The following is a 26,258-nucleotide window of genomic DNA, read 5'->3' on the forward strand; positions in this document are numbered from 1 at the left end:
AGCAGTTGTCAGGAATTGTGGTCAAGAGCGTCCGCCAGTAAGTGCGGGATCGGGCTGGGCATGGGGTCTCTCGGTGACCAGTCCCTCGACCGCAGTAGGGTCCACGCAAGGGGAAAGGGGGGCCACATGGAGCGAGCCCGAGTCCTGCTGCTGGATGCGGCTCCTGGCGAGTTGCTTGGCCACGGGCTGGCCGTCACGCTGAATCTTCAGCGGGTTACCGATCGCGCCGGGGCGCGGACTGCCTGGGCCGGCCGGGTGGACTTCACCGATTTCGATGCCTTCGACGAGCCCGCGCTGCTTGCCGAGACTGTCCGGGACGGACTCGGCTACCACGCGGTCAAGTCCCGTGCCGGTGTGCCGCTGCGCGCGGCGTTTCTCACGGCGGCGACGGACGCGAAGCTCGCGAACCGGCTTCGTGTGGTCGGCCGGGCCGGGGCTGGCACCGATCACGTCGAGTTGGCGGCCGCAGCCCGTCACGGGGTCGCCGTCACCCATACCCCGGGGTCCAACGCGAATGCGGTTGCCGAGTTCGCTCTCGCCCAGCTCCTCGCCCTGACCCGGGATCTCCCGGCACACAACGAGGCCGCGCACCGCGGCAGATGGCGTGCACCAGTCGCACCGGCGGTAGAGCTGTCGGAGCTGACCCTCGGCATTGTCGGGCTCGGGCGGATCGGCCTGGCACTGGCCGAGCGGGCGACCGCCCTGGGCATGGAGGTCCAGGGCCTCTCGCGGCGACCGCCCGAGGCATCGGTGCCCCGGGCCCGTTCCCTCACCGCGCTGCTGGCGACCAGTGATGTGGTCTCGCTGCACCTGCCGCTCACTTCGCAGACGCGAGGGATGGTCGGGCGGGCGGAGCTTGCGCTGATGCGTCCGGGGTCGGTCCTGCTGAACACCGCCCGGGGCGGGATCGTTGACGAGCAGGCGCTGGCCGATGCGCTGCGCGACCCCGCACACCCGCTCGCGGCAGCCGCCATCGACACCTTCGAGCACGAGCACGAAGCCTTCGCCTCGCCGCTCTTCGGCCTGCCGAACGCCCTGCTCACCCCTCATGTCGCCGGGATGACCAGGAACGCCATGGCCACGGCGGCCCTGCGCTGCGCGGACCACATCGCGGCCCTGCTTGCCAACCGCCCTGACGGCGTACCTGTGGTGACCATGTGAAGGCGTCCTCCACCATGACGAGACTCCTCGCCCACCGTGCCGGACGACTTCCTGCCCGTCTGCGTCCGCCGAGTGCGGTCACCGGATGCGGCGGCTGCGCTGGGCGGGTGTTCCAGCGGTAGAGCGTCCAGGCGCGTCGGATCAGGCAGCGGACGGTGACGATGACGCTGGCCAGGGCGATGAAGAACTCGACTGCGGTTCTTCGTCGCTTGGTGCAACGGCGGAGCTTGCCGAAGTTGTTCATCCAGGAGCTCGTGCGCTCGGCCACCCAGCGCCCGCCGGCCTGGACCGGGGGTGATGTGGCGCTTCCGTGTCGGCAGCCCTTGGCGTGACCTGCCTGCCGAGTTCGGGCCCCGGCGGAGCGGGTACGACCGGTTCCGGGCCGGTCGGGAACAGCGAGGCCGCAGCCCGTCGGCAGCGGCCGGACTTCGCGGATTGCACTGGAGACGGTGGAACGGTCGACCCCGTACAACTGGGTGAGCGCCGCGTGCGGCAGCCCCAACCGCAGGTGCACCAACGGGACCGGGAGCCGGTCCACGAACACCGGCTTGCGAGAGGGGTCGGCCCCGGCAGCGCGCCGGTCCCCGCGGCGCCGCTCGCGCAGCGAGCCCTTGAAGTCGAGGACCAGGCAGGTGGGCGCTGAGGAAATCCCGAGCGCGACCGCCCGCCTGTCCGTTAGCTTCACCTGTGTGGAAGAAGTGGATCTCCTGCCGCATCTGGACGGGACGGAGCGCGGCGTCGTCGTGATGATGTGCGGCCTGTCCGGCGCGGGCAAGAGCACCTACGCGCAGGCCCTTGAGGGCCGCGGCTACACCAGGCTGTCGATCGACGAGGTGGTGTGGGAGCGCATCGGTCACGACGCGGCCGACCTCGACCCGGCAGAGTACGAGCGCCTCAAGTCCGCCGTCGAGCGGGAGCTGTGGGAAGAGCTGATCCGCTTGATGGAGGCGAAGCTCCCTGTTGTCATCGACTACAGCTTCTGGAGCCGGGCCACCCGGGACCGCTACAAGGCCGCGATCGAGACCCATGGATGCCGATGGGAACTGATCCATCTCAAGGCCGATCTTGAAACCCTGCGACGCCGACTGGCGAGCCGCAACCAGCGGAACGACGCGAACAGCGTCACCGTCTCCGATGAACTCCTGGAACGCTACTTCGCCAACTTCGAGGAACCCACCGGCGAGGGAGAGCGCGTCATCGTCCAGGAATAGCTCCCCGGGCCGTAACCATCGTCTGACTGCTCGCCCAGGACAGGCAGGTGGGGGAGTCCATCGCCCGCCTGCGCCCGCTGCCCGGCGTGCGGGCCGCGACCGACCTGGCCGGACTGCTGTTTCGGCAGGGGCGCTTTGCCGAGGCCGTTGACGTCCTTCCCGATGTGGCCGCCCAGCGGGAGGGAGAGCAGCGCTTCTGGACGGGCTGGGAGGAGCGCAAGAAGGCTGCCGCCGGCGGCGACGAGGGGCGCAGCGAGGAGTCGTCGTTCTGACGGTACGTTGGACCGTTTGTCAGGCTTCGAGTTTGGGTGGCGGCGGTCAGGGGTGCCCAGGAGGCCGCTGCCGCGCCTCGGGGCGGGCCGAACCCTCCCGATTGCATGTCCATGTCGGAAAATTGGCCTACAGAAAGCCCCCTTCTAGCGCCTTTCGGTACGTGGTTGGTATGAAGGGTTGGCTGGTCGGCTGATAGGGCGCCAGGGGCCCTTCTGGCGATTTTGATCATGGTCGACATCGTTCCGGCCACGCTCAGGACCGGCACGAGGCCGCACCGGGCGCCGACCCGGCCCTCCAATCCCGGCCTGAGGTGCCGAGGGTCCGGAAGCCCCTCAATCCCGGAACCGGTATGACCGCCGCCGCACACTTGTCGGTTCCGCCATCCGGCCGGTGCACGGTTCGGTAGACGTACGGGACGGTGCTGCCGGGGAAGACGACGACTCCTTCCTCCTCGACGGACTGTTCGCCGGCGATGGCGCGCAGCCGGGTGCCGGCATCGGCCGACAACTGCGGTTGGGGGAGGCCGGCGGTGTCGGCTCACCGCTCTCACATGCGGACCAGGGTGCGGGGGTCGAAGGGCTCGCGGTCCCAGCCGTGGGTGGAGAAGCCCCGTCCCCCGGACAGGTAGAGGATCAGAGCAGCGTGGGAGGTCGGGAACATCGGCAGCGGCAGCGCGTCGGCCGGGGTCCAGGTGACGGCGAGGTGCTTGCCCGGCTCGGTGTTCGTCAGCTCGCCGCGCCAGGCGGTGGCGAGGAACACCGACAGCAGGAACCGTGAGCTCATTGACCTGGCCCGCGTAGACGGATACGACGCCTTCTGTGTGGGTGCACTCATCGTCCGCCACGGTCGGCTCCTGATGCTCCGACATACGACCTCGGACTCCTGGGCCGGTCGCTGGGAACCGCCCGGCGGCGGCGTCGAGACCGGCGAATCCCTCGCCGAAGCTCTCGCACGTGAGGTCCAGGAAAGAGGCCGGGCCGGCCATCGCCGGCGCGCTGTACATCGGGCACCTGGACTACCCGGCTCGCGAGAACCCCTTGCTGCCCGCCAGCAGGGGGTTCTTCTTCGCCGCCGAGGAACCGCCCGGTCACTGGCCGGTCCGGATCAACCAGACAGAACACGATCGCTTCGCCTGGTCCAGGCCTGGCCGTGTCCGGTAGACACGGCCTGACCTCTGTGCTCTCGTTACCCGGCGGCTGTCGCTTACGTCCCGGAGTGCATTCGAGCCCTGGTGAGAGCCTGTTGTCGAAGGTCACTCTTGATCATGGGACTGTCCGGATCGGTGTTGCCCGCCAGAATGATCGGTATGACGGTCCGTGGAGTGCTGTTCGATGTCGATGGGACCCTGTATGCGTACGAGGAGGCCGAGGAGGCCGGTCTTCACGAGCACTTGGTTGCCGAAGGGCTCTCCGACCGGTTCGCGTCGCCAGCGGAGGCGCTGCGTGTGTGGCGGGAAGTCAGGGAGGAGGAGTACCCGCGGTTCCTGAGCGGCGAGTTGACGTTCGCCGCCCAGAAGGCCGCACGGATACGGCGATTTCTCGCACAGGCCGGGGTGGTCGGCGCACTTGAGTTGACGGACGAGGCGGCTACGGCGTGGTTCGCGAGCTATGCGTTGCGGAGGGATGCGGGCCGGCGGGCGTTCGACGATGCTCAGCCGGCGCTGGGCGCGTTGGCGGGTCGATTCCGGCTCGGCGTCGTTTCGAACTCGGTGACCGCGCACCAGCGCGCGAAGCTGGATGCGATCGGGCTACTCGGTTACTTTACGGAGCCGTTGGTCTGCTCCCAAGAACACGGTTCCGCCAAGCCGGCGGAGAGCATCTTCCTTGCGGGCTGCGAGGCCCTGGGGTTGGCGCCCGCCGAGGTGGCCTACGTGGGTGATGACTACGAGAAGGACGCGGTCGGGGCGCGGGATGCAGGGTTGCAGGCCATCTGGCTGGACCGCTCGGCTTCCGGAGGTTCCGGTGCCGTGGACGCCGGTATCCGGGTGATCGCCTCGTTGACGGAGCTGATGAGTTTGTGATCCAGTGCCGGTTTCGGATCTGCTCGGTCCGTCTGAGCAGGGAAAAGGGCACTGCCGGGGTGGATATGGAGCGTGAGCGAGACCGAGGACCAAGACGAGGCCCTGCCGGAGCTCCGCGATCTGTGCGGCACGGTGATCTCCGACGGAAGCGAGTACCACGCCCTCGTGCGGGACTCCTCGGTCACCCACCGCACCGACCCGCGCCTCGACGGCAAGAGATTCATCACCGCCTGCTCTCCGGAGCACGGACGGCAGTTGATCGAGCAGTACCAGGACCGGCCGTTCGTGGAGGCCGAGTTGCAGGCAGGCAAGACTGGCCGGGCATTGCTGGAGCGCCCGTCCATCGCACGCCCTACCTTCAGGTGAAGTTCTCCAAGAAGGACTGCGGCCAGTGCTCGCTCAAGGCAGCCTGCACCCGCAGCGACGGCCGTGTCCTGACCTTCCTGCCCCGCGAACTCCTGGACATCCAGTCCGAGTCCCGGACCGAGCAGCAGACCCAGGAGTGGCTGTCGCGGTACTCCCTGCGGGCCGGAGTTGAGAGCACCATCAACGAGTTCGTCAACGGCCACGGCATGCGCCAGTGCCGTTACCGCAGCGATGACAAGGCCCACGTCCAGCACGTCCTGACTGCCATCGCGGTCAACCTCGAACGCATCGGCTCTCAGCTGCCCCCCGCGCCGAAGCCCCGGCCCAGGACCCCGACCGCCTTGCAGGAATTCCTCGACCGCAGCATCCCCCGGCGGCGGTCCTGGCGCGCCGCCACCCACCCCACAGGCTGACTTGATCCGAATTCTTGAGCGCAGACCCCCTGCTTCAGCTGGGGGTTGGCTCTTGCTGTGCCGGAGCCGCGAAGCGGCGCGATCGAGCTGGTGGAGGCGAAGCGGGAGTTCCCGTGGCTCGAACTCATAGTGGCTCCGGGCGTGAAAGTGCTCACCCACTGGCGGCTACGGACCGTAGTCTCCCTCACGGCCCGACGAGTCCCATCAGGGCGTGGAGACCTCGCCGCGAGGCGGTCCGTGAAGCGCCGACCACCGGCGACGCGCGCACGCACGGGGCGAAGTTCTTGCGCGGCACGCGCGGCCGGAATCCCCGTGCCTTAGCACGGGGAGGAAGTCAAGCAGTCGGGGCGGGGAGTCGCTCGGTGTCGGCGCCGAAGGGGAGGAAGACGGTGCGGCCGGCGAGGAGCCAGGCGCCGTCGATCTTGCGGAAGGTGTCCTCGTAGTGGCCGACGTTGGCCGGGAGCCTGGGCTCGATCATTCCGCCCGCGTAGCCGTCGACCCGGTACGTCGTCAGGTACGAGACGGCCCGCGCCGTCGTCTCGGACTCCACCGTGACCAGGATGTTTGTCATCAGACGACGGGACAGCCTGTCCGCCGGGCGGGAGGCGAAGTAGCGGCGCAGGGCCTCGCGTCCCTCGATGCGCCGGTCCCCGTAGGGCCAGTGCCAGAAGCCGTCCGAGGTGAACAGCTCGGCCACCGAGCTCGGGTCACCGAGGTCGAGGCGGTGGATGAAGTCCACGATGATGCGCTCGCAGGCGCGTTCCGCGAGCATCCGCTCGACCGGGGGAATGATCTTGTCGTCCATGCCCCTTTCTACCAGTGCTAACGGGCTCCAGGGCAACGAGTTTTCCGCACCAGCCCTGGCAGAGCGCGCTCTTGGCCCCGCCCTCCCCAGCCGATTTACGAGCGGACGAACGAGCAGCATGCCTGGTCGGAATCGACCAGCCGCATCACCCTCAGTGGATCACTCTCCCAGGCCTCAGCCCTGTTCGATTTCGACAGCCAGTGAGTTCCTACGACCGTTCCCCGCCACGGGCATGGAGCCGAGCGCCGGCCCGAACTCGCCTGAGCGGTCGATCCCAGTGCGGACGCCGCGCGCCCTCTCGTAGGCCGCCCGCGCCGAGGCACTCGGCCAAAACGCTGCAGCGGCAAGAGACTCCGCGAGGCCGCCGATCGGGTCGCTGCGGTTGGTCGCCAAGCCCGCCTCCAGGAAGCGGTCCCGGGCCGACCAGAAGCCGAGCAGCACGTCGCCCAACACGGGCGCATCACTCGAAGTATCCACGTTCAAGACTGATCTCAACCCTTCTCGAAGGTAGAGCCGGATCTCTGGGTACCGTTTCCGTCCGCCTTGGTGCAGGTGGGGTTGTCTGTGTAGGCGGCACGTCGTGGTCAGGCGGACCAGGTAGCCGAGGACTCGGTGGATCGCCTCACCGTCTGGGTCACGGCGGAGAAGGACCGCGCCGATGCCGGGTCCGGAACGGAAGGCGCACGCCCTGTGGGTGCGCGTGTGTCTCAGCGCAGTGCGATGCCGTGTCGGTCCGGGCGCAGGGCACGACCCGGACGAGGTCGAGTGGCTCGCGGGCGCCGAGACGGTCTGTGAGTGCGGCGGCCAGGTCCGGGGGCAGCCGGTGAGGTGGAGGGGAAGCTCGGTCTCGCGGGCGGCCGGCGGGGACGGGTGGTGGGTGTCGGGAACCGTGCTTTCCGGGGACCGGACCTCCTGGGGCCCGGTCCCCCGGGGAGCCGGATCAGCCGGCGACGGCCGCTTCGGGAATGGTGGCGGCCTTGGCGGCGAGGGCGAGGCCGTAGCGGCGCAGGAGGAGGACGGCGGTGGTGGCGAGACCGATGAGCAGGCCGAGCCAGAGGCCGCGCGTCTCGCCGCCGAGGGGGTAGGCGAGCAGCCAGGCCGCGGGCAGGCCGACGAGCCAGTAGCCGATGAGGGTGATGCGGAAGCCGCTCCTGGTGTCGTCGAGGCCGCGCAACAGGCCGACGCCGATGTTCTGGGCGCAGTCGAAGAACTGTAGGACGGCGACGACGGCCAGCAGGCCGGTGGCGATCTCCAGTCCCTGCTGGTCGGCCGCCGAGCCGGCGTCGAAGTAGGGCCGCAGGACGAGGTCGGGGACGACGAGGTAGGCAATGCCGACGAGGGTGGTGACGACGGCGCCGCAGGCGAGGGCGGTGTTCTTGATCCGGCGGGCGACGGCGTACTCGCCGAGGGCGAGCTCCCGACTGACGTTGATGGACGCCGCGTGCGAGAGGCCGACAGCGACCTGGAAGACGATGTAGATCAGCTGGTTGACGGCGGTGTGGGCGGCGAGCGCGGCGGCGCCGAAGCTGCCGGCGAGCAGTGCGGTGACGGAGAAGAATCCGGCCTCGGAGCCGTAGGTGGCGGCGATCGGGGCACCGAGGCCGAGCAGGCGGCGTACGGTGGCCGCGTCGGCACGCCAGAAGTCCAGGCTCAGCAGCGGCGCCAGCTGCGGGTCGCGGCGGGCGGAGCCGTAGAGGGCGAGGAAGGAGAGCAGGTAGACGCTGCTGGTGGCGACGCCGATGCCGGTGAGGCCGAGCTTGGGCATGCCCCAGGTGCCGTGGATGAAAATCCAGTTGAGCCCGGCGTTGACGGCGACGGAGGCGATGGTGATCTGCAGCAGCGCCTGGGGGCGGCGCATGCCGACGGTGAACTGACGGATCGCCTGGAACCAGAGGCAGGGCAGCAGACCCGGCGCCAGCGCGGCGAGCATGCCCTGAGCGCGGTGGGCGACGGCGGCGTCCTGACCGAGCCAGGTTGCGGCCTGGCCGATGAGGACCATCAGGACGGCGCCGGCGAGGCCGGCGAGCGTGGCGGCCGCCATTGCCGCCCGCACCAGGTCTCGTACGTCGTCGTCGCCCGTGCTCTCGTCCTTGGAGCCCTGGGCCCGTTCGGCGCGGGCCGCGGCTGCCGCGACCTGGTTGCCGACGGAGGTGACGAGCCCGACGCCCATGGTCCGCAGCTGGTTGAAGATGACCAGCGCGAGGCCGCCGGCCGCCAGGGCCTCGGTCCCGAGGACGCCCATCATGATGGTGTCGGTGGTGGTGAGGGCGACCTGGGCGAGCTGGGTGAGGGCGAGCGGGACGGCGAGGGCGGCGAGTGCGCGGCTGTCGCGGGCGAGAGTGGCTAGCTGCTGCATCGTGGGTGTCACGTTTCTCGGAAGTCAGGGCCTGCGGACTTTGGTGAGCGTCTCGTCGATGTCGGCCTCCACGGCCTCGTCGAGCAGTGCGCGGGCGTTCATCCAGTCATCGTTGAAGACGGTGTCCATGTACTTCTCGCCACCGTCGTTGATGAAGGCGACCATAACGGCATCCGGCGCCAGGGTCTGCAGGCGGTTCAGGGCCTCGTGGACGACGCCCCCGGCGGAGCCGCCGATGAGCAGGCCGGTTCGGCGGGCGACGACGCGGGCGGTTGCGAAGGCTTCGATGTCGCCGACCTTCACTCCCTCGTCGATGAGGTCGTAGTCGACCAGCAGCCCGATGGTGGCTCCCTCCGGGGTGCCGGTGCCGGACTGGTAGTAGTCGTGGGCGGGCGGCCCGAAGGCGATCGAACCCTTCGGCTCGACGCCCACGACGGCGACGTCGGGCACGGACTTCTTGAGCTCGCGGGCGGTCCCGCACAGTCCGCCGCCGGTGCCGACCGCGCCGATCAGCACGTCGACCCGGTTGTCGAGGGCCTGGGCGATCTCGCGGCCGACGGCGTAGTAGCCGACCGCGTTGCTGGGGTTGTTGTGCTGCTCGGTGAAGAAGGTGTTGTCCTTGCCGCGGGCCATCTCCTCGGCGAGTTCCTCGCGGGCCGCGGTGTGGAGTTCCTCGCCGTCGGTGTCGGCGTCGACGTGGACGAGTTCGGTGCCCATCGCCTTCATGCCGCGCAGTTTGTCGGCGGCGGCGTGGTTGTCGACGACGGCGGTGAAGCGGTAGCCGCGTTCGGCGGCGACCACGGCCAGGCCCAGGCCGGTGTTGCCGGAGGTGGACTCGATGATGTGACCGCCCTCGCGCAGGTCGCCGCGCTCCTCGGCGTCGAGGACCATCTGGCGGGCCATGCGGATCTTGGCACTACCGGTGGGGTTGAACATCTCCAGCTTGAGGAGGAGCCGGGCGCCGGTGTCGGCGCGGGCGAGTTCGAACAGCGGGGTGCAGCCGATGAGGTCGGACATCCGGCTGACCACCGGGGGGCGGTTCAGGGCGTCGGTCATGGTGGGGCTCCGTGGGGACGGCGGGGCGGGGGTCAGCGGTCGAGGTGCCAGCGCGGGCGGTCGCCGTGGTGGTCGACGACGACCTTCGGCGGCAGCGGGAGCTCGTGGAAGGGGGACTCGTTGGAGTCCATCTGGTAGCCGGCGGTGTTGGGGTAGACGAGCAGGTCGCCGACGCGGGGCCGGGCGGGGAAGGCGATCTTGCGCCAAGTCAGCAGGTCGGAGTCCAGGCAGGAGGTCCCGCCGACGCACGCCGGGTACGGGCGGTCGGTGTGGTCGGTGCCGCCGGTGCGGTCGCGGAGCAGGACCGGGTCGGGCAGGTACTCGCTGTTGAACCACTGCTCGGACAGGCTGAGGCTGGTGCCGTCCACGGTGATGATCCCGTACCCGGAGCGGTCCTTGACGCCCTGGACGGGGAACACCGACGAGCCGGCGCGGTCCAGCAGGGCGCGGCCGGGCTCCAGCAGGAGCATCACGCCGGCCTGCCGCAGCCGCTCGGCAAGGTTCGGACCGGTACCGCCGGGGCTGGCGGAGAGGATCGCCCGAAGCGCGTCCGCGCCGGCGGCGGGGGAGTGGTAAGGGTAGAAGTCGCCTGCGGCGAAGGACCTCTCGCCGTGGTAGTGCCCGGGCCCCTGTTCGGCGAGGAAGGCGTCCCAGGCATCGGCGGCGACGTAGTCGACGGGGAAGCCGCCGCCGATGCTGATCCGGTCCGCCCGCAGGCCCGACGACCGAGCCTTGAGGCAGAGCTCGACGAGCTCTCCGGCGAGGTCGGCGCGCGGCTGGATCGCGTAGCCGGAGAGGTGGAAGCTGAGGCCCTCCATCCGTACGGTGTCCCCGGCGGCGACGCAGCGCTCCAACGCCTGGTGCAGCTGCGCGTCGTTCAGGCCGAACCTGCTGCGCGGCTGGGCCGGTGGGTACCGGCGCAGCAGGACCCGGACGGGGCGGTTGCCGCCGAGGCCGAGCAGGCGCTCCAGTTCGTCGAGGGCGTCGACGGCGATCAGTGCGCCCTGCTGGGCGGCGACGCGCAGCAGTTGCTCGGACTTGGCGGGGCCGGTGACGACGAGGTCCTCGCCGCGCACGCCGTGGCCGAGCGCGTCGCGCAGTTCGCCGAGCGAAGCGACGTCGACTCCGGCGCCGACTGCGGCGCAGCGCTCCACGAACACGGAGGCCTTGTTGGACTTCTTCGCGTAGTAGACCCGGCCTTCCACCTCGGCGTCGGCCAAGGCGGCGCGGAAGGCGGCGAGATTGGCGTCGAACCGCTCGGGCAGCAGGTAGTGGAAGGGGCCCCGGAGGCCATGGGCGAGTTCGTGGAGCAGGCCGCTGCCGTGGATCCGGTCGGTGAGCGGGTCCAAGTGGGCGGGCAGGGTCAGCGCCACAGGGCCACCTCGGCGCCGAGGTTCTGGTCGGCGGCGAGCTGGGCGAAGCGGTGACCCAGCGCGATGTCGGTGACGACGAGTCCGCTGTTGTAGGCGAAGATCCGCTGCTCGGGGGCGGTTCGGGCCCTGGAGACGCCGGAGATGATGACGGGCAGCTCCAGGTCGACGGCCGGGAGGTTGCCGTCCGCGTCGGCCATGTCGGTGCCGGTGACGCGCATCTGGGCCTCGCTGGTGGCGATCACCCGGTCCGCCCGGTGGAGGGTGGAGGGAGCGAGGCCGTGGCCGACGAGAATCGCCACCGCACCTGGCTTGAGCCAGTCGGCCTCGACGGCGGCCGGGGTGTGTCCGCCGGCGGTGGCGACGATGACGTCGGCGTCGCGGGCGGCGGCCTTGAGGTCGGTGACCAGTTCGATCTCCCGGTCGGGGAAGTGCCGGGCGAGTTCGGTTCGGACCGCGGCGATGCCGTCGGGGTGGGTGCCGGACAGCAGGAGGCGCTCCAGCTCGGGCAGGGTGGTGAGCAGGAACGGCAGGGCGAGGCGGCCCTGGGTGCCGGTGCCGATGACGAGCGCGGTCGACGCGTCGGGGGCGGCGCACTCGCGGGCCAGCAGGGCGGAGACGGCCGGGGTGCGCAGGGAACCGATGCGGGAGCAGTCCATCATGGCGACGGGCAGGCCGGTGACGTCGTCGTAGATGGTCAGCGTCGTGTAGTAGTGCTGGTTCTCGCGGCTCTCGTCGAGGCCGTGCTTGTAGGAGGTTTTGATGGCGACGACGTTGCGCACGCCGTCGCGGCCGAGCATGGCGTAGGAGACGGAGTGGCCGTCGGCGGGCCTGACGGTGAGTTTGCGCGGGTTTTCGGACTGCCCGGCGGCGAGGGTGCGGTAGGCCTGTTCGACGGTGTCGACGACGTCGGCGAGGGTGATGTCCAGGCCGGCGAGGTCGCTGGTGGACAGTACGCGCAGGGTGGTGTCGTCCCGGTCCATGAGGGTGCCCTTTCGAGGTGTGGTGGGGCGGCGGCAGTTGGTGGTTCAGGCGGCCCAGGCGGTGAGGGCGGCCTGGCCGTAGCCGTGTTCGTCGTTCTCGGCGGCCGGGCGGGTGGGGCGGTGCTCGACGCGGACGGAGGCACGCTTGAGCCAGCGGTCGGTGCCGTCGTAGCGGGCCTGGAACGGTACGCGGCCGTGGACGACGAGGTCGTTGTCGACGATCAGGACGTCTCCCGGCTCCAGGCTCACCGCGACCGAGACTCGGGCGAGTTCCTCACCGAGGCGCCCGTATGCGTCGCGCCACGCCTCGTCCGCTTCCTCCAACGGGGTGTAGGCAGGGTCGTAGCGCATCGTCAGACCCTCGGGCGTCTCGAACAGGGTGGGCACCGGCGCGGGCCGGCCGCCGAACTTCCGGGCCTGCTCGTAGGCGTCGTCGGGCAGGATCGGCGCGACGGGCCGCTTCAGCTGCTCGACATCGGCGTCGGACAGGTCGGCGAGGCGCACGCTGGCCGCGGTGGTGGCGATGGCGTCGTGGTTGCGCATGCAGCACAGCAGCAACAGGTGCGCGCGGCCCGGGTGGAAGGCGTCCTCGGTGTGCGGGGTGAGCAGGACGGAGCTGGAGGCGCCGGTCTGCTCGCTCTCGTGGCCGGGGGAGGGCACGATGTTGTGCACGAACCTGCCCTCCTGCTGGCCGTCCCACGCGATCGGGGTGCCCATCAGCGTGGAGACGAGCAGCAGCACCACGTCCCAGAGCGCGCCGGCGTCACCGACGGTCGACCAGTGGCCGGGCGTGGGGCCGAGGTCGGTGTCGTCGATCTCCAGGCCGCGCAGCACGAACAGGCCGTCGGCGGTGTCGACCGGACGCAGCCGGTGGCGCAGCGGCTCGCTGAGCTGGGCGCACATCACGGGCAGGTCGGCCAGCAGGGCGGGGCTGGTCGCGGAGCCGTGGAAGGCCAGCAGCTTGGCGGCGGTGGTGGTGAGTTCCGCGACGGCAGCGGCGTCGAGACGGCGTACCGGGGCAGGGCGGGTGGGCACGGTGGGACCTTCCGGGGACAGGAGAGGAGAAGGAGCACTGGGTGCGGGCACGTGGCATCACCGCGCCGGTGTGGGACGGCGACGGGAGCTGGGCGTGGGGCATCGGTCCGGGTCGGTTCGAACGGCCGGACGACAGGAAACGTAGCAATGACTTAGAAGTTAGGCAAGCCTTACCTGACTGGATGTCCATATTTACGTGGTCGCGGATTCGGGTGGCGGTGCACGGTCCGCACAGGGGTAACTTCCCTGTCCTTGGCGCAAGTTGGAGGTGAGGGCGCATGGCTGGAAGTTGGGTGCGCCCCGTCGAACGGCTTGCGACGCGTCTCGAATTTAGGGTAGGTAACCCTAAGCAAATTGAGTACGGACTCGAGACGAGGATCGAACGTGGGCGTCACCAGACGACAGCTGCTGTGGGCCGGAGCCGGAGCCGGAGCGATCGGCATGCTCGCCGCCTGCGGTGGCGGCAAGGATGGCGCCAATGAGGCCGCACCCTCCGGCGGAACCGGGCAACAGCCCCACCCCGGAGGGACGTTGAAGATCGGTGCCCTCGGCAAGGCCTCCGCCGTCACCCGGGACCCGCACGGCACCCAGGCCAATGAGAGCGACTACCTCATCATCAGCCTGATCTACGACACGCTCGCGATACCCGGGGACAGGACCAACACCGCTCCCCGCCTGGCCGCCTCCTGGAAGCCGTCCGACGACCTGAAGACCTGGCGCTTCACCCTGGCCGACGGCGCCACCTTCCACGACGGCACCCCGGTCACCGCCGACGACGTCGTCTGGTCGCTCAAGCGCCTGCGCAACACCCCGGCCGGCAAGAGCCGCCTGCCCGGTATCCAGCCCGAGGGCATCACGGCCGAGGATGCCAAGACCGTCGTCCTGGTCTCCGACTACGCCAACGCCGACCTGCCGCTGCTGACCCGTCTGACCACCTTCGTCCTCAAGAAGGACACCAAGGACGACGCAATCGCGGGTGCGCCCGGCACCGGCCCCTTCAAGCTCGACTGGTACCGCGACGGCAACGCCCGTCTGGTGCGCAACGACAACTGGTACGGCGGCAAGGTCCTGTTGGACGCCGTCGAGGTGCGCCTCTTCGAGAGCCCCCAGGCCATGGCCAACGCCCTGCTCGCCGGGCAGATCGACGTCGCGTCCAACGCCGGCGCCGTCGCCGCCCGTACCGCGGAGGCCCGCAAGGACGTCCGGGTCGTCCGGCGCCCCAACGACATGGCGATGCCCATCGTCATGCGCACCGCCGACGGTCCGTTCGCCGACGTACGGGTGCGCGAGGCCCTCAAGCTCGCCGTCGACCGCGACGCCATGGTCAAGCAGGCCCTCTCCGGCTACGGAAGCGTCGGCAACGACATCCTCGGCACCGGCGACCCCGCCTTCGCCAAGGACATCCCGCAGCGCACCCGGAACCTGGCCAAGGCCAGGCAACTGCTCGCCGACGCCGGCTTCGACACCTCGAAGACCTACGACCTGGTCACCACCGAGGACATCGCCGGCCTGGCAGAGTCCGCGACGCTGTTCGCCACCCAGGTCCGCGAGGCCGGGGTGAAGATCAACGTCGTGAAGCAGGACTCCAAGGTGTTCTGGGACTCCACCTGGCTCAAGGGCACGCTCTACACCACGTACTGGGGCACCAACGACTCGGTGGTCTTCTTCGCCTCCAAGACGATGCTCTCGGACGCCGGCCAGAACGAGTCCGGCTGGAACGAGCCGAGCTTCGACGAGACCTACCGCAAGGCCATGGGCACCGCCGACGCCGTCGAGCGCGACAAGCTGCTGCACCAGCTCCAGGAGATCGAGTTCGCCAAGTCCGGCTACCTGCTGTGGGGCATGGCCGACGGCATCGACCTCGCCGGCGCGGCCGTCCGCGACCTGCCCAAGCTCCCCGGCTACGGCCGCGTCCAGCTCGAGAAGACCTGGCTGGCGCGTTGACCACGCTCCAACCGGCCGGTGCCCGCGCGCCGCGCAGCCTCCCGGCCCGCATCCTGCCCAGTGCGGGCCGGGTCGCCCGGCAGGCCGTCCGGCGACTCGTGATGCTGGTCGTCCTGCTGGCTGCCGTCTTCACGGCCATCGAGCTCCTGCCCGGCGACGCCGCCGGCGCGAGCTCCGACCGGGGCGTCACCGCCGCCGACCTCGCCGCCCGACGCACCGCCATGGGCCTCGACCGCCCGGTGGCCGAGCGCTTCTGGGACTGGATGACCGGCCTGCCCACCGGTGACCTCGGCACCACCGCACGCGGCCAGCACGTCACCGACGTCCTGGCCGGCCCCTTCCCCAACACCCTCCTGCTCGGCGGCCTCGCCCTCGCACTGAGCACCGTCGGCGCCCTCGCCCTCGGAGGCTGGGCCGCGCTGCGCCCCAGCGGGCGCGTCGACCGCGCCGTCGACGCCCTGTCCACCGCCGCGTTCGCCCTCCCGGAGTTCGTCGTCTCCGTCGCCCTGCTCCTGCTGCTGTCCCAGTGGACCGGCTGGCTGCCCGCCGTCACCCTCACCGGCCCGGACGGCAGACCCGAGTCGTGGGCCATGATCGTCCTGCCACTGCTCTCCCTGGCGGTCCCCCAGATCGGCTGGAACACCCGCATCGTGCGCGGAGCACTCGCCGACCAGGCCGCCCTGCCGCACGTCCAGGCCGCCGTCCTCGACGGCCTGCCCCGCCGCCGCATCCTCAGCCATCACATGCTCCCCGGCGCCCTGCCCGCCATCGCCGTCGGCATCGCCACCTCCGCCGGCATGCTCCTCGGCGGCACCGTCGTCGTCGAGACCCTCTTCAACTACCCCGGCATCGGCGCCATCCTGGCCGGAGCGATCACCGACCGCGACACCCCGCTGGTCGCCGGAGTCGTGGCCGCGGCCGGCGCCGCCATCAGTCTGCTCCTGCTGCTCGCCGACCTCGTCCGCACCACCACCCTCGGAGAAGAGCGACGATGACCGCCGACGCCCCGACAGCGGCCCCCTCGCCCACCACCCGACGGAAGCGACGGGTGTTCATCCGCGCCGTCCCCGCACTCGCCCTCGTCGCCCTCGCACTCGCCGGGCCGCTCCTCGCCCCGCACCCGATCGACACCCCGGTCACCTTCCCCTACGCCGAAGCGGGCGGCGACGCACCGCTCGGCGGCGACCAACTCGGCCGCGATGTCCTCAGCCGCCTGCTGACCGGCGGCGCACCGTTGATCGCCACCGCTCTGGCCATCGCCCTGGTCGTCACCGCGGCGGCCACCGCCATCGGCATCCTCGCGGTTCTGCGTCCGGCCCTCGGCCGATGGATCGAACGCGCCGCGGACCTGACGATCCTGCTGCCGTCCGTCCTCGCCATCATGCTCATTGCCCTGGCCTGGCCCGGGGGCGGCCGCCTCGCCGTCGCGGCCGCCGCCATCATCCTCGGCATCCCCTACGCAGTGCGGATCGCCGCCGCCGCGGCCGCCCCCATCGCCACCACCGGCTTCGTCGAAGCCGCGGCAGCGGGCGGCGACAACCTCTGGCACCTCACCGTCCACGAGGTCCTGCCCAACCTGCGCTCCACCGTCCTCGCCCTGTTCGGCCTGCGCTTCGTCGAAGGCATCTACATCGTCTCCGTCGCCGCCTTCCTCCAACTCGGCCCCCAACCCCCGGAAGCCGACTGGGCGCTGATGATCCGCGAGAACGCCGCCGGCATCACCCTCAACCCCTGGGCCGTCGGCGCCCCCTGCCTCGCCATCGGCCTGCTCGCCATCAGCGTCAACCTCGCCGCCGAAGCCCTCGCCCCCGCCCGGCCCACCCCGGAGACCCCGCTGTGAGCACCACCGACCCCGCCACCCGTGCCGCCGGTCTGTCCGTCACCCTCGGAGACGCCCCGCTGCTCACCGACGCCACGCTCACCCTCGCACCCGGCCGCATCACCGCCATCACCGGGCCCTCCGGTGCCGGCAAGACCACTCTGCTGCGCGCCCTCGTCGGCGCCCTCCCGCCCGGCGCGCGCGTAACCGCGGGAAGCCTCACCGTCCTCGGCCACGACATCCTCGCCCTCCCGGCCGAGGAACTGCGCCGGCTGCGCCGGCACAAACTCGCCTTTGTCGGCCAGGACCCGGGCTCCGGACTCAACCCCCGCATGCGCGTCGACCGGCTCATCGGCGAGACCTCCCCGCAGCGCCGCCGAACCCCGGTACCGGACCTGCTGCGCGCCGTCCGGCTGCCGGTCGACGAAGGACTCGAACACCGTCGAACCGCGAGCCTCTCCGGCGGACAGCAGCGGCGCGTCGCCCTCGCCCGTGCCCTCGCCCGCCGCCCCGCGATCCTCCTTCTCGACGAACCCACCGCGGGCCTCGACGCAGCCCTGCGCGACGACATCGCCGACCTGCTCCGAGACATCGCCGACCGTGACGGCCCCGCCATCGCCCTCACCAGCCACGACTCCGACTTCGTCGCCCGCTGCGCCGACGACGTCCTCGCGCTGTGGCCGGCTCGTCCGGTCACGACCCCGAGCACGCCGGCAACGCCGACGGCGCCCGCAACGCCGACGGCGCCCGCACCGATTCGGGCTTCCGCCGGGCCGGAGCCTGTCATCGAGGTGACGGCACTCGACGCCCGGGTCGGCACCGGCCGGACGCGCCACCAGGTCCTCGCCGGCCTCGACCTCGCGCTGCAGCCCGGCACGCTGACCGGGATCACCGGCCCATCGGGGTGCGGCAAGAGCACGCTGCTACGCACCCTGGCCGGCCTCCACCGACCCGAAGCCGGAAGCATCAGCCTCGGCGGCGAGCCCCTGGCCCCCTCCTACCGGCGGCGCACCCGCGACCAGCGCCGCCGCATCCAACTTGTCCCGCAGAACCCGCTCGGCGCCCTCAACCCTGCCCACACCGTCGGCGCCGCCCTCACGCGCCCCCTGAAGCTCCACTTCGCACGACCCGCCGACCGGTGCGGCGCCCGCGTCGCCGAACTGCTCACCGCCGTCGGCCTCACACCCGGTCACGCCGAGCGCCACCCCCACGAACTCTCCGGCGGGCAGCGTCAGCGCGTCTCCATCGCCCGGGCCCTGGCCGCCGAACCCGACGTCCTGCTCTGCGACGAGGTCACCTCCGCCCTCGACGCCGACACCGCCGACGACATCATGGAACTCCTGCGAAGCCTACGGACCGACCAGGGCCTCGCCGTCGTCCTCGTCAGCCACGACCTGCCCCTGGTGACGGCCCACGCCGACACCCTCCTCACACTCGGGCGCTCCGACGCAGCGTCGCTCACGGACCACCGCCCGGCCGCAAGCCCCGTCCCGAACTGAACACGGCCAGCTCTGGTCCCGGTACCGCCCCTGAGAGCGCGGGCCGGGGCCGACCCGGGGACGGGTTCGCTCAAGGCACCGGTCGCCCACCCCGGTCACAACGGCAGCGCGCGCGGCACCACGGAGGGCGGTGCCGCGCGCCGCCCTTGTCACTCCGCCGAGAGCCGCGGCGTGCGGGGTGGCACCGTCCGCCGGCTGCCTGTCGCCTCGAAGGCCGCGGCGAGAGTCAGCAGGGCGTTGTCGTCGTAGGCGCGGCCCGCGAAGGTCAGCCCGACGGGCATGCCGGTGTCCGCCATGGTGCCCATGGGTACGGTCACCGTCGGGATGCCGAGGTGGCGGGGCACCAGGTTGCCGTTGGCGACCCAGACGCCGTTGCGCCAGCCGAGGTCGGCGGAGGCTTCGTTGACGTCCATGTCGGCCGGGGCGACGTCGGCGGCCGTGGGAAAGACCACGGCGTCCAGGCCGAGTTCGTTCATCCAGTCCTCCAGGTCGATCCGGCGGGTCTCTTCGAGTCCGCGCAGTCCCCGTTCGAGGTGCGGCATGTCGGTGAAGGACGCGTACGGGCGCTCGCGCACGAAGCGCGGGTAGTCGCCGATCGAGTCGTCGAACCCGGCGTAGCGGCCGGGGAGTTCACCCTGCTGCTGGGGCCAGATGCGGTCGCCGTCGACCTCGGACAGGGTGGTGAGCTCGGGGTCGCCGTTCGCGCGCAGGAAGTCGTCCCACGCCCAGGCGGACAGGTCCTCGATCTCGACGGTGAGGAAATCGCGGCTGACCAGCCCCCGGGTGAGCAGGGAGGGCGCGCCGGGCCGGTCGGCCTCGTAGTTGGTCACGACCGGGAAGTCGACCTCGACGACCTCGGCGCCGGCCGCCTCCAGGTCGCGGTGCGCGGCCTGCCACAGGGCGATCACCGAGGGGCGGGTGTCGACGCGCTGCCCGGTCTGGCCGCCGATGCCGCCCTCGGGGTTCGTTCCGGCGTCGGGGTCGGCGTTGATGTACATCCTGGGTACGCCGACGCGCTTGCCGGCGAGCGTGGCGCGTGCCGCCGCCGCGTCGGCGGGGGCCAGCGCCGGGTACGAGGTGGGGCGGACCTGGGAGGCGGCGGGCAGCGGCACCCACGGCTGTGCGCGCCACAGGTCGCCGCGGGTGTCCGGGTCGTCGGCGACGACGACGTCGAGAAGTTCGAGGAGGTCGGCCATGGTGCGGGTGTGCGGGACCACGACGTCCATGGTCGGTACGAGCGGCCAGTTGCCGCGCACCGAGATCACGCCCCGGCTGGGGGTGTAGGCGCACAGGGCGTTGTTCGAGGCGGGCGCCCGGCCCGAGGACCAGGTCTCCTCGCCGAGGCCGAACGCGCCGAACGAGGCCGCCGTCGCGGTACCCGAGCCGTTGGAGGAGCCGGAGCCGTAGGCGCTGGTGAGCCAGTCGGCGCTGTAGGGGCTTTCGGCGCGGCCGTAGACGCCGCGCTGCATGCCGCCGTTCGCCATCGGAGGCATGTTGGTGAGGCCGATGAGCACGGCACCGGCGGCGCGCAGCCGCTCGATGGCGAAGGCGTCGCGCTGGGCGACGAGGTGCTCGAACGCCGGCGAACCGGCGGCGGCGGTCAGGCCCTTGGCGAGGTAGCTGTCCTTCGCGGTGTAGGGGATGCCGTCGAGGGGGCCGAGCGTCTCGCCGCGGGCGCGGCGGGCGTCGGAGGCCTCGGCCTCGGTGCGGGCGTCCGGATTCATCACGACCATCGCGTTGAGCGCGGTGGCGGTGCCGGGCCGGTCGTAGGCGTCGATCCGTGCGAGGTAGGCGTCGAGCAGCCCGACTGCGGTGGTCTCGCCCCTCTCCAGCGCCGCGCGAAGGTCGGCGATACCGGTCTCCACAACATCGAATCCGCGCGTCATGCGGGTGTCTCCCAGGTGGTCGGGTCGGACAGGGCGAACTGCCGGGCGTCGGACCGATCGCTCGTACACGGCGGGCACCCTTCCCGTCGCACTGGCCGGTCAAGTCGGCAGCCGTTGCTGGAACGTTCCAGCAGGCGCATCGTAAGCATTGCTGGAACGTTCCAGCAAGGGAGCGCGAACCGGAGGGGCAGAGCGAGGCGGGGCTGCGTCTAGACTTCCGGGCTGTGACCAGCCGCTCCGTGACCCTGATCGACGTGGCCCGGGCGGCCGGGGTGTCCAAGAGCACCGCCTCCAACGCGCTCGGCGGCTCCGGCCGGGTCTCCGAGACCACCCGCGAGCGTGTCCAGGACGTGGCCCGGGAACTCGGCTACCGGCCGAACACCGCGGCGCGCAGCCTGCGCCGTGCCGGCACCGGCGCGATCGGACTGCACCTGCCGCGTACGGCGACCCGCCTCGACTACTACATGAACCTGGCGTTCGGCGCGGTCGAGCGGGCCAGGGAGGACGGGCTGGACCTCGTCCTGCTCGCACCCGGCACGGCGGCCGGCGGCGGGCTCGCCGCCCGGGTGGACGGTCTGCTGGTGATCGACCCGGAGGTCGACGACCCGGAGGTTCCTGACCTGCTGGGCGCGGGCGTCCCGGTGGTCACGGGCGAACGCTACCTCGGCGGGGACGTCGCACCGAGCGGTGCCGTGGTGTGCGACAACGCCGCCTCGCTGGTCGCACTGCTGGACCACCTCGCGGAGCGCGGCGCCCGGCGACCGGCCCTGCTCGTTCCCGGCCCCGGCTCCGACTGGGCCTCCGCACTCCGGGCGGCCGCTGGTGCCTGGAGCCGACGCGAGGGCGTCGAGGTGGCCGTGCGGACGGTGCCGTTCGCGGCAACGCCGGTCGAGGCCGAGGCGGCCACGGCCGACCTGATCGGCGGGGCCTCGGGTGCGGACGCGGTGGTGTGCGCCCCCGACGGTGCGGTTCCCGGCGTGCTGGCGGCCGCGGCACGGGCGGGCCGGCAGGTCGGGACGGACCTCCTGGTGGCGGCCTGCGTCGACGGAGCGGCGGCGCGCGGCTCAGGCCCCCAGGTCACCGCGGTCGACCTGCGCCCGTCGGAGTACGGGCGCGCGTGCGCGGCCCTGCTCAGCGATCTGCTGGCAGGATCGGCCGAGCCCGGAGCCGTGCGGTGGCACGACTGGGCGCTGAAGGTCCGGGAGTCCACGGCCGGCCGGGCCTGACACCGGGTCACGTGTCGCTTCGCGTGTGCCCTGCACGGCAGTTCGTGGGTTCGGTGCTCACCGGGACCGCTGAGGGCATGGGGGTGGCAGCGGTCGAAGGGGAACGGCCACGGGGTGATCCACGCAGTGGCGAAGCCGATGAGGCGGTCCTGGGGATCCAGGGCAGCCGCTGCGGTGAACCCCGGCCTGGTGACGTCACGGCTCAGCCGGAGCAGGTGGTCGTCCGCCGCAGGGTCGGGCTCGTGCCACGGTGGCTGGCCGAAGGCCTGCGCGCACACCGCGCTCCCCGCCCCGTTCAAAGCCGGACGACATGAGGCGAACAGCCGTACTGGCCGGAATCGACCAGCCTCGTCAGGCTCAGTTGTGCCTCTGGGCCGGGTAGCTCGTGCGGGTGACAACGCGGCCGTGTGCTGGTGCTGTTGGCCCACGGCGTTGGGTACTTGAATTCGGATGCGGCCGTTTCGGCGGGCCGCTAGCCTGGCCCGCATGTCTACGCCCCGAATTTCCTAGCCGACGGACCCACCTCCACGCCACCCGTGTGTCCGTTAGCTGTTTCGGAGCGTTATCCCATGATCACCACCCGTGGTGTCGACGTGCGCGTCGGCGCCCGTCTGCTGCTGTCCGACGTCACCTTCCACATCGCCCCCGGCGACCGGATCGGCCTGGTCGGCCGCAACGGCGCCGGCAAGACCACCCTGCTCGCCACCCTCGCCGGGCAACTGCCACCCGCCGCCGGGACGGTCACCCGCACCGGGCCGGTCGGCTACCTCCCCCAGGACTCCCGCGCTGCCGACCCGGCCGTCACCGTCACCGACCGCATCCTGTCCGCCCGCGGTCTGGACACCGCCGTCCGCGCGCTGCGCGCCGCCGAGGAGGCGATGGCCCGGGCCGGCTCCCCGGTGGAGGAGCGCCGGGCGATGGACGCCTACACCCGGGCCGAGGCCCGGTTCCAGTCCCGGGGCGGCTACGGCGCCGAGGCCGAGGCCGCCCGGGTCGCGGCCGGGCTCGGGCTGCCCGCCCGGGTCATGGACTCCTCCGTCGGCACCCTCTCCGGCGGCCAGCGGCGCCGGGTCGAGCTGGCCCGCATCCTGTTCGCCGAGCACGGCACCCTGCTGCTGGACGAGCCCACCAACCACCTGGACGCCGACTCGGTCGGCTGGCTGCGCGGCTTCCTCGCCACCCACCAGGGCGGGCTGGTACTGATCAGCCACGACCTGGAGCTGGTGGAGGAGACCGTCAACCGGGTCTTCCACCTGGACCCGACCCGCGCCACCATCGACATCCACAACACCGGCTGGCAGGCCTATCTCACCCAGCGCGCGGCCGACGAACGCCGCCGCGCCCGCGAGCGGGCCAATGCCGAACGCAAGGCCGCCGCCCTGCACGCCCAGGCCGACCGGATGCGCGCCAGCGTCGCCACCGCGACGACAGCCCGCAGCATGGCCCGCCGCGCCGACCGGATGCTGGCCGAGCTCGAACCCGTCCGGCAGGTCGAACGCACCGCCCGGATCCGGCTGCCCGAACCCGCGCCCTGCGGCCGGATGCCGCTCGGCGCGATCAGCCTCGCCAAGGCCTACGGCGACCGGCCGGTGCTGACCGGGCTGGACCTCGCCGTCGACCGCGGCAGCCGGCTGATCGTCCTCGGGCCCAACGGTGCGGGCAAGACCACGCTGCTGCGGATCCTGGCCGGTCAGGAGACCCCGGACTCCGGCCGCGTCGTCCCCGGGACGGGGCTACGCCTCGGCTACTTCGCCCAGGAGCACGACACCCTGGCCCCGACGCTCAGCGTGCGCGACAACCTCGCCAAGGCCGCGCCCGACCTGACCGACGGCGAACTGCGGCACGTGCTCGGTGCGTTCCTCTTCCGCGGCGACGACGCCGACAAGCCGGCCAGGGTTCTGTCCGGCGGTGAGAAGACCCGCCTCGCCCTGGCCGCCCTGGTCCACTCCGGCGCCAACGTGCTCCTCCTGGACGAACCGACCAACAACCTCGATCCCGCCTCCCGCGCGGAGGTCCTGGCAGCGGTCGGCACCTACCCGGGTGCGATCGTGATGGTCACCCACGACCCCGGCGCCATCGAGGCCCTGCGGCCCGACCGCGTCCTGCTGCTGCCGGACGGGGACGAGGACCTGTGGCACGACTCGTACCTGGAGCTGGTCACCCAGTCCTGAGTGCCGGTGCCGGGCCCGGTCCCCGGCACCCTGGGCCTGGCCCACCACCCACGAACCGCCTCAGCGGTCGTGCGACTCCTCCTCGCCATGACCGGCCAGGGCGACCCGTCGTGAGCCGGTAGTACTGCAACGGTGCTTACTGTGACGAGGCCACAGCCCTTGGGCTGTGGCCTCGCCATTTGTCGTGGTCGGTCCGGGCATGGTGTCGGCTTCGGCGGCGTCGGCGGGACCAGTACAGGACATGGGCGATGCTGCGGCGGACCGGCCGGGTGAGAGGGGTGACCAGCCGGCGGACAAGGCGCATCCGGGTGCACGGCTCCTGCGCCAGCGTCGGCTCGGCCGGATCGTCCGAGACGTAGGTGCCGGTGTCGTGCTCGCTGCCGTCGCCCCCGATCCTCCACCCGGCGGGCAGCGTGGTGGCAGTCGGCAGAAGGTCGCGCAGGGCCGCTCCGGCAGGGATCGGAGGGCCGAACGCTGGGGCGCCGGACGTCCGGAGCGTCGGTGTGACCGTCGGGGCGGCACCCTGGGGAGGTGGCACCGGCCGCGGTCACGGCCGGCTTGTCGGAGACGAGTCCCGGGCCGGAGGAACACCCGGCGACAACGGCGGTCGTGCGGGCCTGCCGGGAGTGCGCGAGAGGGGCATGCCGACGCGCGGGATCAGAGCGGCTGGTGACCGTGGCTCGTTGAGTGGGTGTGACTGACATGACGGACAACGGCAGGGCTCGGGCTCCGATGGTGTGGGCGCTGGCGGTGCGCGAGGCGGCGCAGGGGCCGCCGTTCGCGGAATTGATCGTGGAGGTCGGCGCGGACCTGTATCCGGAGCTGGTGGAGGCCGCGGTCGACAGCGGCTTCACGCTTGCAGCGGGTGAGCCTCCGGACACGAGCGGGGTCGTGGAGGTCGGCGACGGCCGGGTGAAGCGCCTGGCGCTGGTCGGCGGGCGCCAGCTGTGGGAGCCGGACACGCGCGTCGAGGTCTCACCCGGCTGGCTGGCGGCAGCGGGGGGCCGGGGCGCCGTCGTGGTGATCCTCGTGCGGCCGGGCACCTGGCCGCCCGGTCTGATCGAACTGGGGCCCGAGGAACGTCTGGACGCGTTCACCCGGCGGTTCGAACAGGAGCAGAGGGCGGGCCGCATTCTGCACGGGACCGTATCGGTGCAGGTGTGAGCCACCAGGTTGGTGCGCGTGGAGACGCGGGGGAGCGGTATCGGTATGTGGGTCCGGCTGAGCCGAAGGCGCTCGTCCGGGCGGGTGGTGAGGGCCGGAGCATCCGCTCGTCGGCGGACTTCGGCGCGTGGGTCTCTGCGCTGACCCTGGATGAGTCGGCCGAGCCGTTCACGTTCGTCGTCGATGGCGGTGGGGTGCTGCGACTGGCTCCGCGCCGCAGCGAACACGTGGTGTGTGCGGGCGGCGGAGAGGTGCTGAGCGCCGGTGAGATGAGCTTCCGTGAGGAGTCCGGGCGGTGGGTGGTCGAGGAGGTCAGCAACCAGTCGACCGGCTACTGCCCGGACGTCGACTCATGGCCGGCCGTGGCCGAGGCCCTGGATCGGATCGGAATTCATCGCCCGTCCGGGTTCACACACGAGGTGGTCTTCCGCCGATGCCGCTCCTGCCGGGAGCTCAACATCGTGCGGGAGGAGGACTTCGTCTGCGTCTTCTGCGGCGAGGACCTGCCGCGGGAGTGGAACGTCAGGGAGCCCGGGTGACTGGTCAGACAGCGGAGATCGCGGCGCGTTGTGGGTGCGGCAGCACGGCGGTGCGACAGGTGAACCAGTTCATCCTTCGCGATGAGTTGTGGTGGGACTTCGCCCGACCGTCATGGGCCGAGCGGAGACCTATCGATCGCCCTGGCGAGATCCTCCGCGTGCCGGACGAGGAGTTGCCGCAAGGCCGTGTAGTGGTTGAGCGGATCCGGCCGTGGAAGCCGGAACCACGTGTTGGAGCGGCGCAGGAGCCAGTCCCGACGTACTTGATCGGGCTGGTCGGCTTCAACCGGCCGTGGAGCAAAGCGGGGCTCGCCTCGTGTGATGCAGCGGCCAGCCGTGGAACCGGGGCCGCGGAGCCCGGCCGGCACGCCGCTGGCCGCCCCGTAACGGCCCTGTGTCGCCAAAAGCAGCAGGCCCGGCCGCCCGAAAGAGGGCGGACGGGACTGCACCGGGGAGACGGGCCCTTTCGCATGCCCAGGGAGAGAAGGACCCGGGACCAGCTGCTGTCCAGGGCGAACGGCGAGGCCGAGCCGCCCGGTAACTGCTTCGGCGCCGTTCCCGCGTCGGCCAGGTGTGGTGGCGGTCTCAATGGCGGCCGCCCGGCGTTGACTCAGCGTGGTGGCGGCGGGCCGGTCGGTGATGTTGCCGGGGCCCGTGTGGTGAGTGCGCTCACACGGGAATGTGGTGCACGACGACGGATAGTGGTGTCCGTTTTGCACCATTTTGGGACTGTTTGGGTGAGTGGCTGAGGATGTTTGCGCAGGCCGGGAGGGGTCGGCGGGGATCGGCGCGCTCCGGGCGCCCGCCCCTTGAAGCGGTGCCGGCCTCTCCGGATACGACGGTGGGTCGTAGCGAGGGGGTCTTGTCGATGACCGGTCCGGCCTGGCAACAATTGCTGCATCGAGCCACTCCGGCACCTGTCCCGCCGGTGAACGGCCTACCGCCAAGCCACGCCCCGCGA

Annotated in this window: 25 protein-coding genes and 3 pseudogenes; 17 read left to right on the forward strand and 11 right to left on the reverse strand. The window is 71.5% G+C overall.

The features are described 5' to 3' along the window. Positions 1–126 precede the first annotated feature (126 nt). On the forward strand, positions 127–1,161 hold the full coding sequence (locus KS423_RS00250; RefSeq protein WP_224273125.1) for a D-isomer specific 2-hydroxyacid dehydrogenase family protein: 1,035 nt from the start codon (positions 127–129) through the stop codon (positions 1,159–1,161). A gap of 91 nt (positions 1,162–1,252) precedes the next feature. Here KS423_RS00250 and KS423_RS00255 read toward each other — a convergent pair. Further along, positions 1,253–1,453: pseudogene (locus KS423_RS00255) on the reverse strand (IS5/IS1182 family transposase); the annotation flags it as partial. 5 nt (positions 1,454–1,458) lie between these two features. Between KS423_RS00255 and KS423_RS48335 the strand changes: the two are divergent. Then, a complete protein-coding gene (locus tag KS423_RS48335; RefSeq protein WP_374119884.1) occupies positions 1,459–1,641 on the forward strand; it encodes a hypothetical protein in 183 nt (60 codons plus the stop codon). Here the strand turns inward: KS423_RS48335 and KS423_RS48340 are convergent. Next, positions 1,589–1,846, reverse strand: a pseudogene (locus tag KS423_RS48340) (hypothetical protein); the annotation flags it as partial. The gene KS423_RS48335 and the pseudogene KS423_RS48340 overlap by 53 nt on opposite strands. Here KS423_RS48340 and KS423_RS00265 point away from each other — a divergent pair. Both KS423_RS00265 and KS423_RS00270 read left to right on the forward strand, forming a co-directional pair. Then, complete coding sequence (locus tag KS423_RS00265) at positions 1,794–2,372, forward strand: ATP-binding protein (protein ID WP_224273129.1); 579 nt, start codon at positions 1,794–1,796, stop codon at positions 2,370–2,372. The pseudogene KS423_RS48340 and the gene KS423_RS00265 sit on opposite strands and share 53 nt — an antisense overlap. 47 nt (positions 2,373–2,419) lie before the next feature. After that, a complete protein-coding gene (locus tag KS423_RS00270; RefSeq protein ID WP_224273131.1) occupies positions 2,420–2,644 on the forward strand; it encodes a hypothetical protein in 225 nt (74 codons plus the stop codon). Positions 2,645–3,191: 547 nt separating this feature from the next. Here the strand turns inward: KS423_RS00270 and KS423_RS00275 are convergent. After that, entirely contained in the window at positions 3,192–3,428 is a 237-nt protein-coding gene (locus tag KS423_RS00275) for a hypothetical protein (protein WP_224273133.1), read from the reverse strand. Positions 3,429–3,501: 73 nt separating this feature from the next. Between KS423_RS00275 and KS423_RS48345 the strand changes: the two are divergent. From KS423_RS48345 to KS423_RS47820, 5 genes and pseudogenes are all read left to right on the forward strand, one after another. Continuing rightward, positions 3,502–3,552, forward strand: a pseudogene (locus KS423_RS48345) (hypothetical protein); the annotation flags it as partial. Positions 3,553–3,598: 46 nt separating this feature from the next. Beyond that, positions 3,599–3,805: a hypothetical protein gene (locus KS423_RS00285; RefSeq protein ID WP_224273252.1), complete on the forward strand. Its 207-nt coding sequence runs from the start codon at positions 3,599–3,601 to the stop codon at positions 3,803–3,805. Between the two features lie 161 nt (positions 3,806–3,966). Further along, on the forward strand, positions 3,967–4,665 hold the full coding sequence (locus tag KS423_RS00290) for an HAD family hydrolase (RefSeq protein WP_308020113.1): 699 nt from the start codon (positions 3,967–3,969) through the stop codon (positions 4,663–4,665). A 72-nt stretch (positions 4,666–4,737) separates the two neighbouring features. Next, positions 4,738–5,031, forward strand: a complete 294-nt coding sequence (locus KS423_RS47815) for a hypothetical protein (RefSeq protein WP_224273135.1) — start codon at positions 4,738–4,740, stop codon at positions 5,029–5,031. After that, entirely contained in the window at positions 5,028–5,444 is a 417-nt protein-coding gene (locus tag KS423_RS47820) for a transposase (RefSeq protein WP_224273137.1), read from the forward strand. The genes KS423_RS47815 and KS423_RS47820 overlap by 4 nt, the downstream gene beginning before the upstream one ends. Positions 5,445–5,778: 334 nt before the next feature. Here KS423_RS47820 and KS423_RS00305 read toward each other — a convergent pair whose 3' ends face one another. The 7 genes from KS423_RS00305 to KS423_RS00335 all read right to left on the reverse strand — a co-directional run bounded on the left by KS423_RS00305 (position 5,779) and on the right by KS423_RS00335 (position 13,049). After that, on the reverse strand, positions 5,779–6,249 hold the full coding sequence (locus KS423_RS00305; RefSeq protein WP_224273139.1) for a nuclear transport factor 2 family protein: 471 nt from the start codon (positions 6,247–6,249) through the stop codon (positions 5,779–5,781). Positions 6,250–6,423: 174 nt separating this feature from the next. Further along, the gene (locus tag KS423_RS00310) at positions 6,424–6,702 is read right to left on the reverse strand and encodes a hypothetical protein (RefSeq protein WP_224273141.1); all 279 of its coding nucleotides are present in this window, start codon (positions 6,700–6,702) and stop codon (positions 6,424–6,426) included. Positions 6,703–7,189: 487 nt separating this feature from the next. Further along, positions 7,190–8,605, reverse strand: a complete 1,416-nt coding sequence (locus KS423_RS00315; RefSeq protein WP_224273150.1) for an MATE family efflux transporter — start codon at positions 8,603–8,605, stop codon at positions 7,190–7,192. A 24-nt stretch (positions 8,606–8,629) separates the two neighbouring features. Further along, a complete protein-coding gene (locus KS423_RS00320; RefSeq protein WP_224273152.1) occupies positions 8,630–9,661 on the reverse strand; it encodes a cysteine synthase family protein in 1,032 nt (343 codons plus the stop codon). A gap of 32 nt (positions 9,662–9,693) precedes the next feature. Beyond that, complete coding sequence (locus KS423_RS00325) at positions 9,694–11,034, reverse strand: Y4yA family PLP-dependent enzyme (RefSeq protein ID WP_224273160.1); 1,341 nt, start codon at positions 11,032–11,034, stop codon at positions 9,694–9,696. Beyond that, positions 11,025–12,014 (reverse strand): ornithine cyclodeaminase family protein, encoded by a 990-nt coding sequence (locus tag KS423_RS00330; protein ID WP_224273168.1) that lies wholly within the window; start codon positions 12,012–12,014, stop codon positions 11,025–11,027. Before KS423_RS00330 ends, KS423_RS00325 begins: the two co-directional genes overlap by 10 nt. Before the next feature lie 45 nt (positions 12,015–12,059). Next, positions 12,060–13,049: a TauD/TfdA family dioxygenase gene (locus KS423_RS00335; RefSeq protein ID WP_224273170.1), complete on the reverse strand. Its 990-nt coding sequence runs from the start codon at positions 13,047–13,049 to the stop codon at positions 12,060–12,062. Between the two features lie 384 nt (positions 13,050–13,433). On the opposite strand from KS423_RS00335, the gene KS423_RS00340 reads away from it, so the two are divergent. From KS423_RS00340 to KS423_RS00355, 4 genes are read left to right on the forward strand one after another with little or no spacing between them, the layout of a single operon-like run. Then, positions 13,434–14,993: an ABC transporter substrate-binding protein gene (locus tag KS423_RS00340; protein WP_224273173.1), complete on the forward strand. Its 1,560-nt coding sequence runs from the start codon at positions 13,434–13,436 to the stop codon at positions 14,991–14,993. Next, positions 14,990–15,988: an ABC transporter permease gene (locus KS423_RS00345; RefSeq protein WP_224273175.1), complete on the forward strand. Its 999-nt coding sequence runs from the start codon at positions 14,990–14,992 to the stop codon at positions 15,986–15,988. Before KS423_RS00340 ends, KS423_RS00345 begins: the two co-directional genes overlap by 4 nt. Beyond that, positions 15,985–16,833 (forward strand): ABC transporter permease, encoded by an 849-nt coding sequence (locus KS423_RS00350; RefSeq protein WP_224273183.1) that lies wholly within the window; start codon positions 15,985–15,987, stop codon positions 16,831–16,833. The genes KS423_RS00345 and KS423_RS00350 overlap by 4 nt, the downstream gene beginning before the upstream one ends. Beyond that, positions 16,830–18,311, forward strand: coding sequence for an ABC transporter ATP-binding protein (locus KS423_RS00355; protein ID WP_224273185.1), 1,482 nt, complete (start codon positions 16,830–16,832; stop codon positions 18,309–18,311). Before KS423_RS00350 ends, KS423_RS00355 begins: the two co-directional genes overlap by 4 nt. Positions 18,312–18,460: 149 nt before the next feature. Here the strand turns inward: KS423_RS00355 and KS423_RS00360 are convergent, their stop codons facing one another. Then, positions 18,461–20,197, reverse strand: coding sequence for an amidase (locus tag KS423_RS00360; protein WP_224273187.1), 1,737 nt, complete (start codon positions 20,195–20,197; stop codon positions 18,461–18,463). Positions 20,198–20,421: 224 nt separating this feature from the next. On the opposite strand from KS423_RS00360, the gene KS423_RS00365 reads away from it, so the two are divergent. From KS423_RS00365 to KS423_RS00380, 4 genes are all read left to right on the forward strand, one after another. Continuing rightward, positions 20,422–21,423, forward strand: coding sequence for a LacI family DNA-binding transcriptional regulator (locus tag KS423_RS00365; protein ID WP_224273189.1), 1,002 nt, complete (start codon positions 20,422–20,424; stop codon positions 21,421–21,423). Between the two features lie 569 nt (positions 21,424–21,992). Next, complete coding sequence (locus tag KS423_RS00370; protein ID WP_224273212.1) at positions 21,993–23,594, forward strand: ABC-F family ATP-binding cassette domain-containing protein; 1,602 nt, start codon at positions 21,993–21,995, stop codon at positions 23,592–23,594. 702 nt (positions 23,595–24,296) lie between these two features. Then, positions 24,297–24,758 (forward strand): hypothetical protein, encoded by a 462-nt coding sequence (locus KS423_RS00375; protein ID WP_224273214.1) that lies wholly within the window; start codon positions 24,297–24,299, stop codon positions 24,756–24,758. Between the two features lie 47 nt (positions 24,759–24,805). Beyond that, a complete protein-coding gene (locus KS423_RS00380; RefSeq protein WP_224273216.1) occupies positions 24,806–25,297 on the forward strand; it encodes a hypothetical protein in 492 nt (163 codons plus the stop codon). Positions 25,298–26,258 lie beyond the last annotated feature (961 nt).

This window comes from Streptomyces sp. LS1784, from assembly GCF_020103755.1.
Lineage (GTDB): Bacteria > Actinomycetota > Actinomycetes > Streptomycetales > Streptomycetaceae > Kitasatospora.

Coding starts and splice junctions, on each gene's coding strand:
- KS423_RS00250 (WP_224273125.1), top strand. CDS start 127: ATGGAGCGAGCCCGAGTCCTGCTGCTGGATGCGGCTCCTGGCGAGTTG.
- KS423_RS48335 (WP_374119884.1), top strand. CDS start 1,459: ATGTGGCGCTTCCGTGTCGGCAGCCCTTGGCGTGACCTGCCTGCCGAG.
- KS423_RS00275 (WP_224273133.1), bottom strand. CDS start 3,428: ATGAGCTCACGGTTCCTGCTGTCGGTGTTCCTCGCCACCGCCTGGCGC.
- KS423_RS00305 (WP_224273139.1), bottom strand. CDS start 6,249: ATGGACGACAAGATCATTCCCCCGGTCGAGCGGATGCTCGCGGAACGC.
- KS423_RS00315 (WP_224273150.1), bottom strand. CDS start 8,605: ATGCAGCAGCTAGCCACTCTCGCCCGCGACAGCCGCGCACTCGCCGCC.
- KS423_RS00320 (WP_224273152.1), bottom strand. CDS start 9,661: ATGACCGACGCCCTGAACCGCCCCCCGGTGGTCAGCCGGATGTCCGAC.
- KS423_RS00330 (WP_224273168.1), bottom strand. CDS start 12,014: ATGGACCGGGACGACACCACCCTGCGCGTACTGTCCACCAGCGACCTC.
- KS423_RS00350 (WP_224273183.1), top strand. CDS start 15,985: ATGACCGCCGACGCCCCGACAGCGGCCCCCTCGCCCACCACCCGACGG.
- KS423_RS00360 (WP_224273187.1), bottom strand. CDS start 20,197: ATGACGCGCGGATTCGATGTTGTGGAGACCGGTATCGCCGACCTTCGC.
- KS423_RS00370 (WP_224273212.1), top strand. CDS start 21,993: ATGATCACCACCCGTGGTGTCGACGTGCGCGTCGGCGCCCGTCTGCTG.
- KS423_RS00375 (WP_224273214.1), top strand. CDS start 24,297: ATGACGGACAACGGCAGGGCTCGGGCTCCGATGGTGTGGGCGCTGGCG.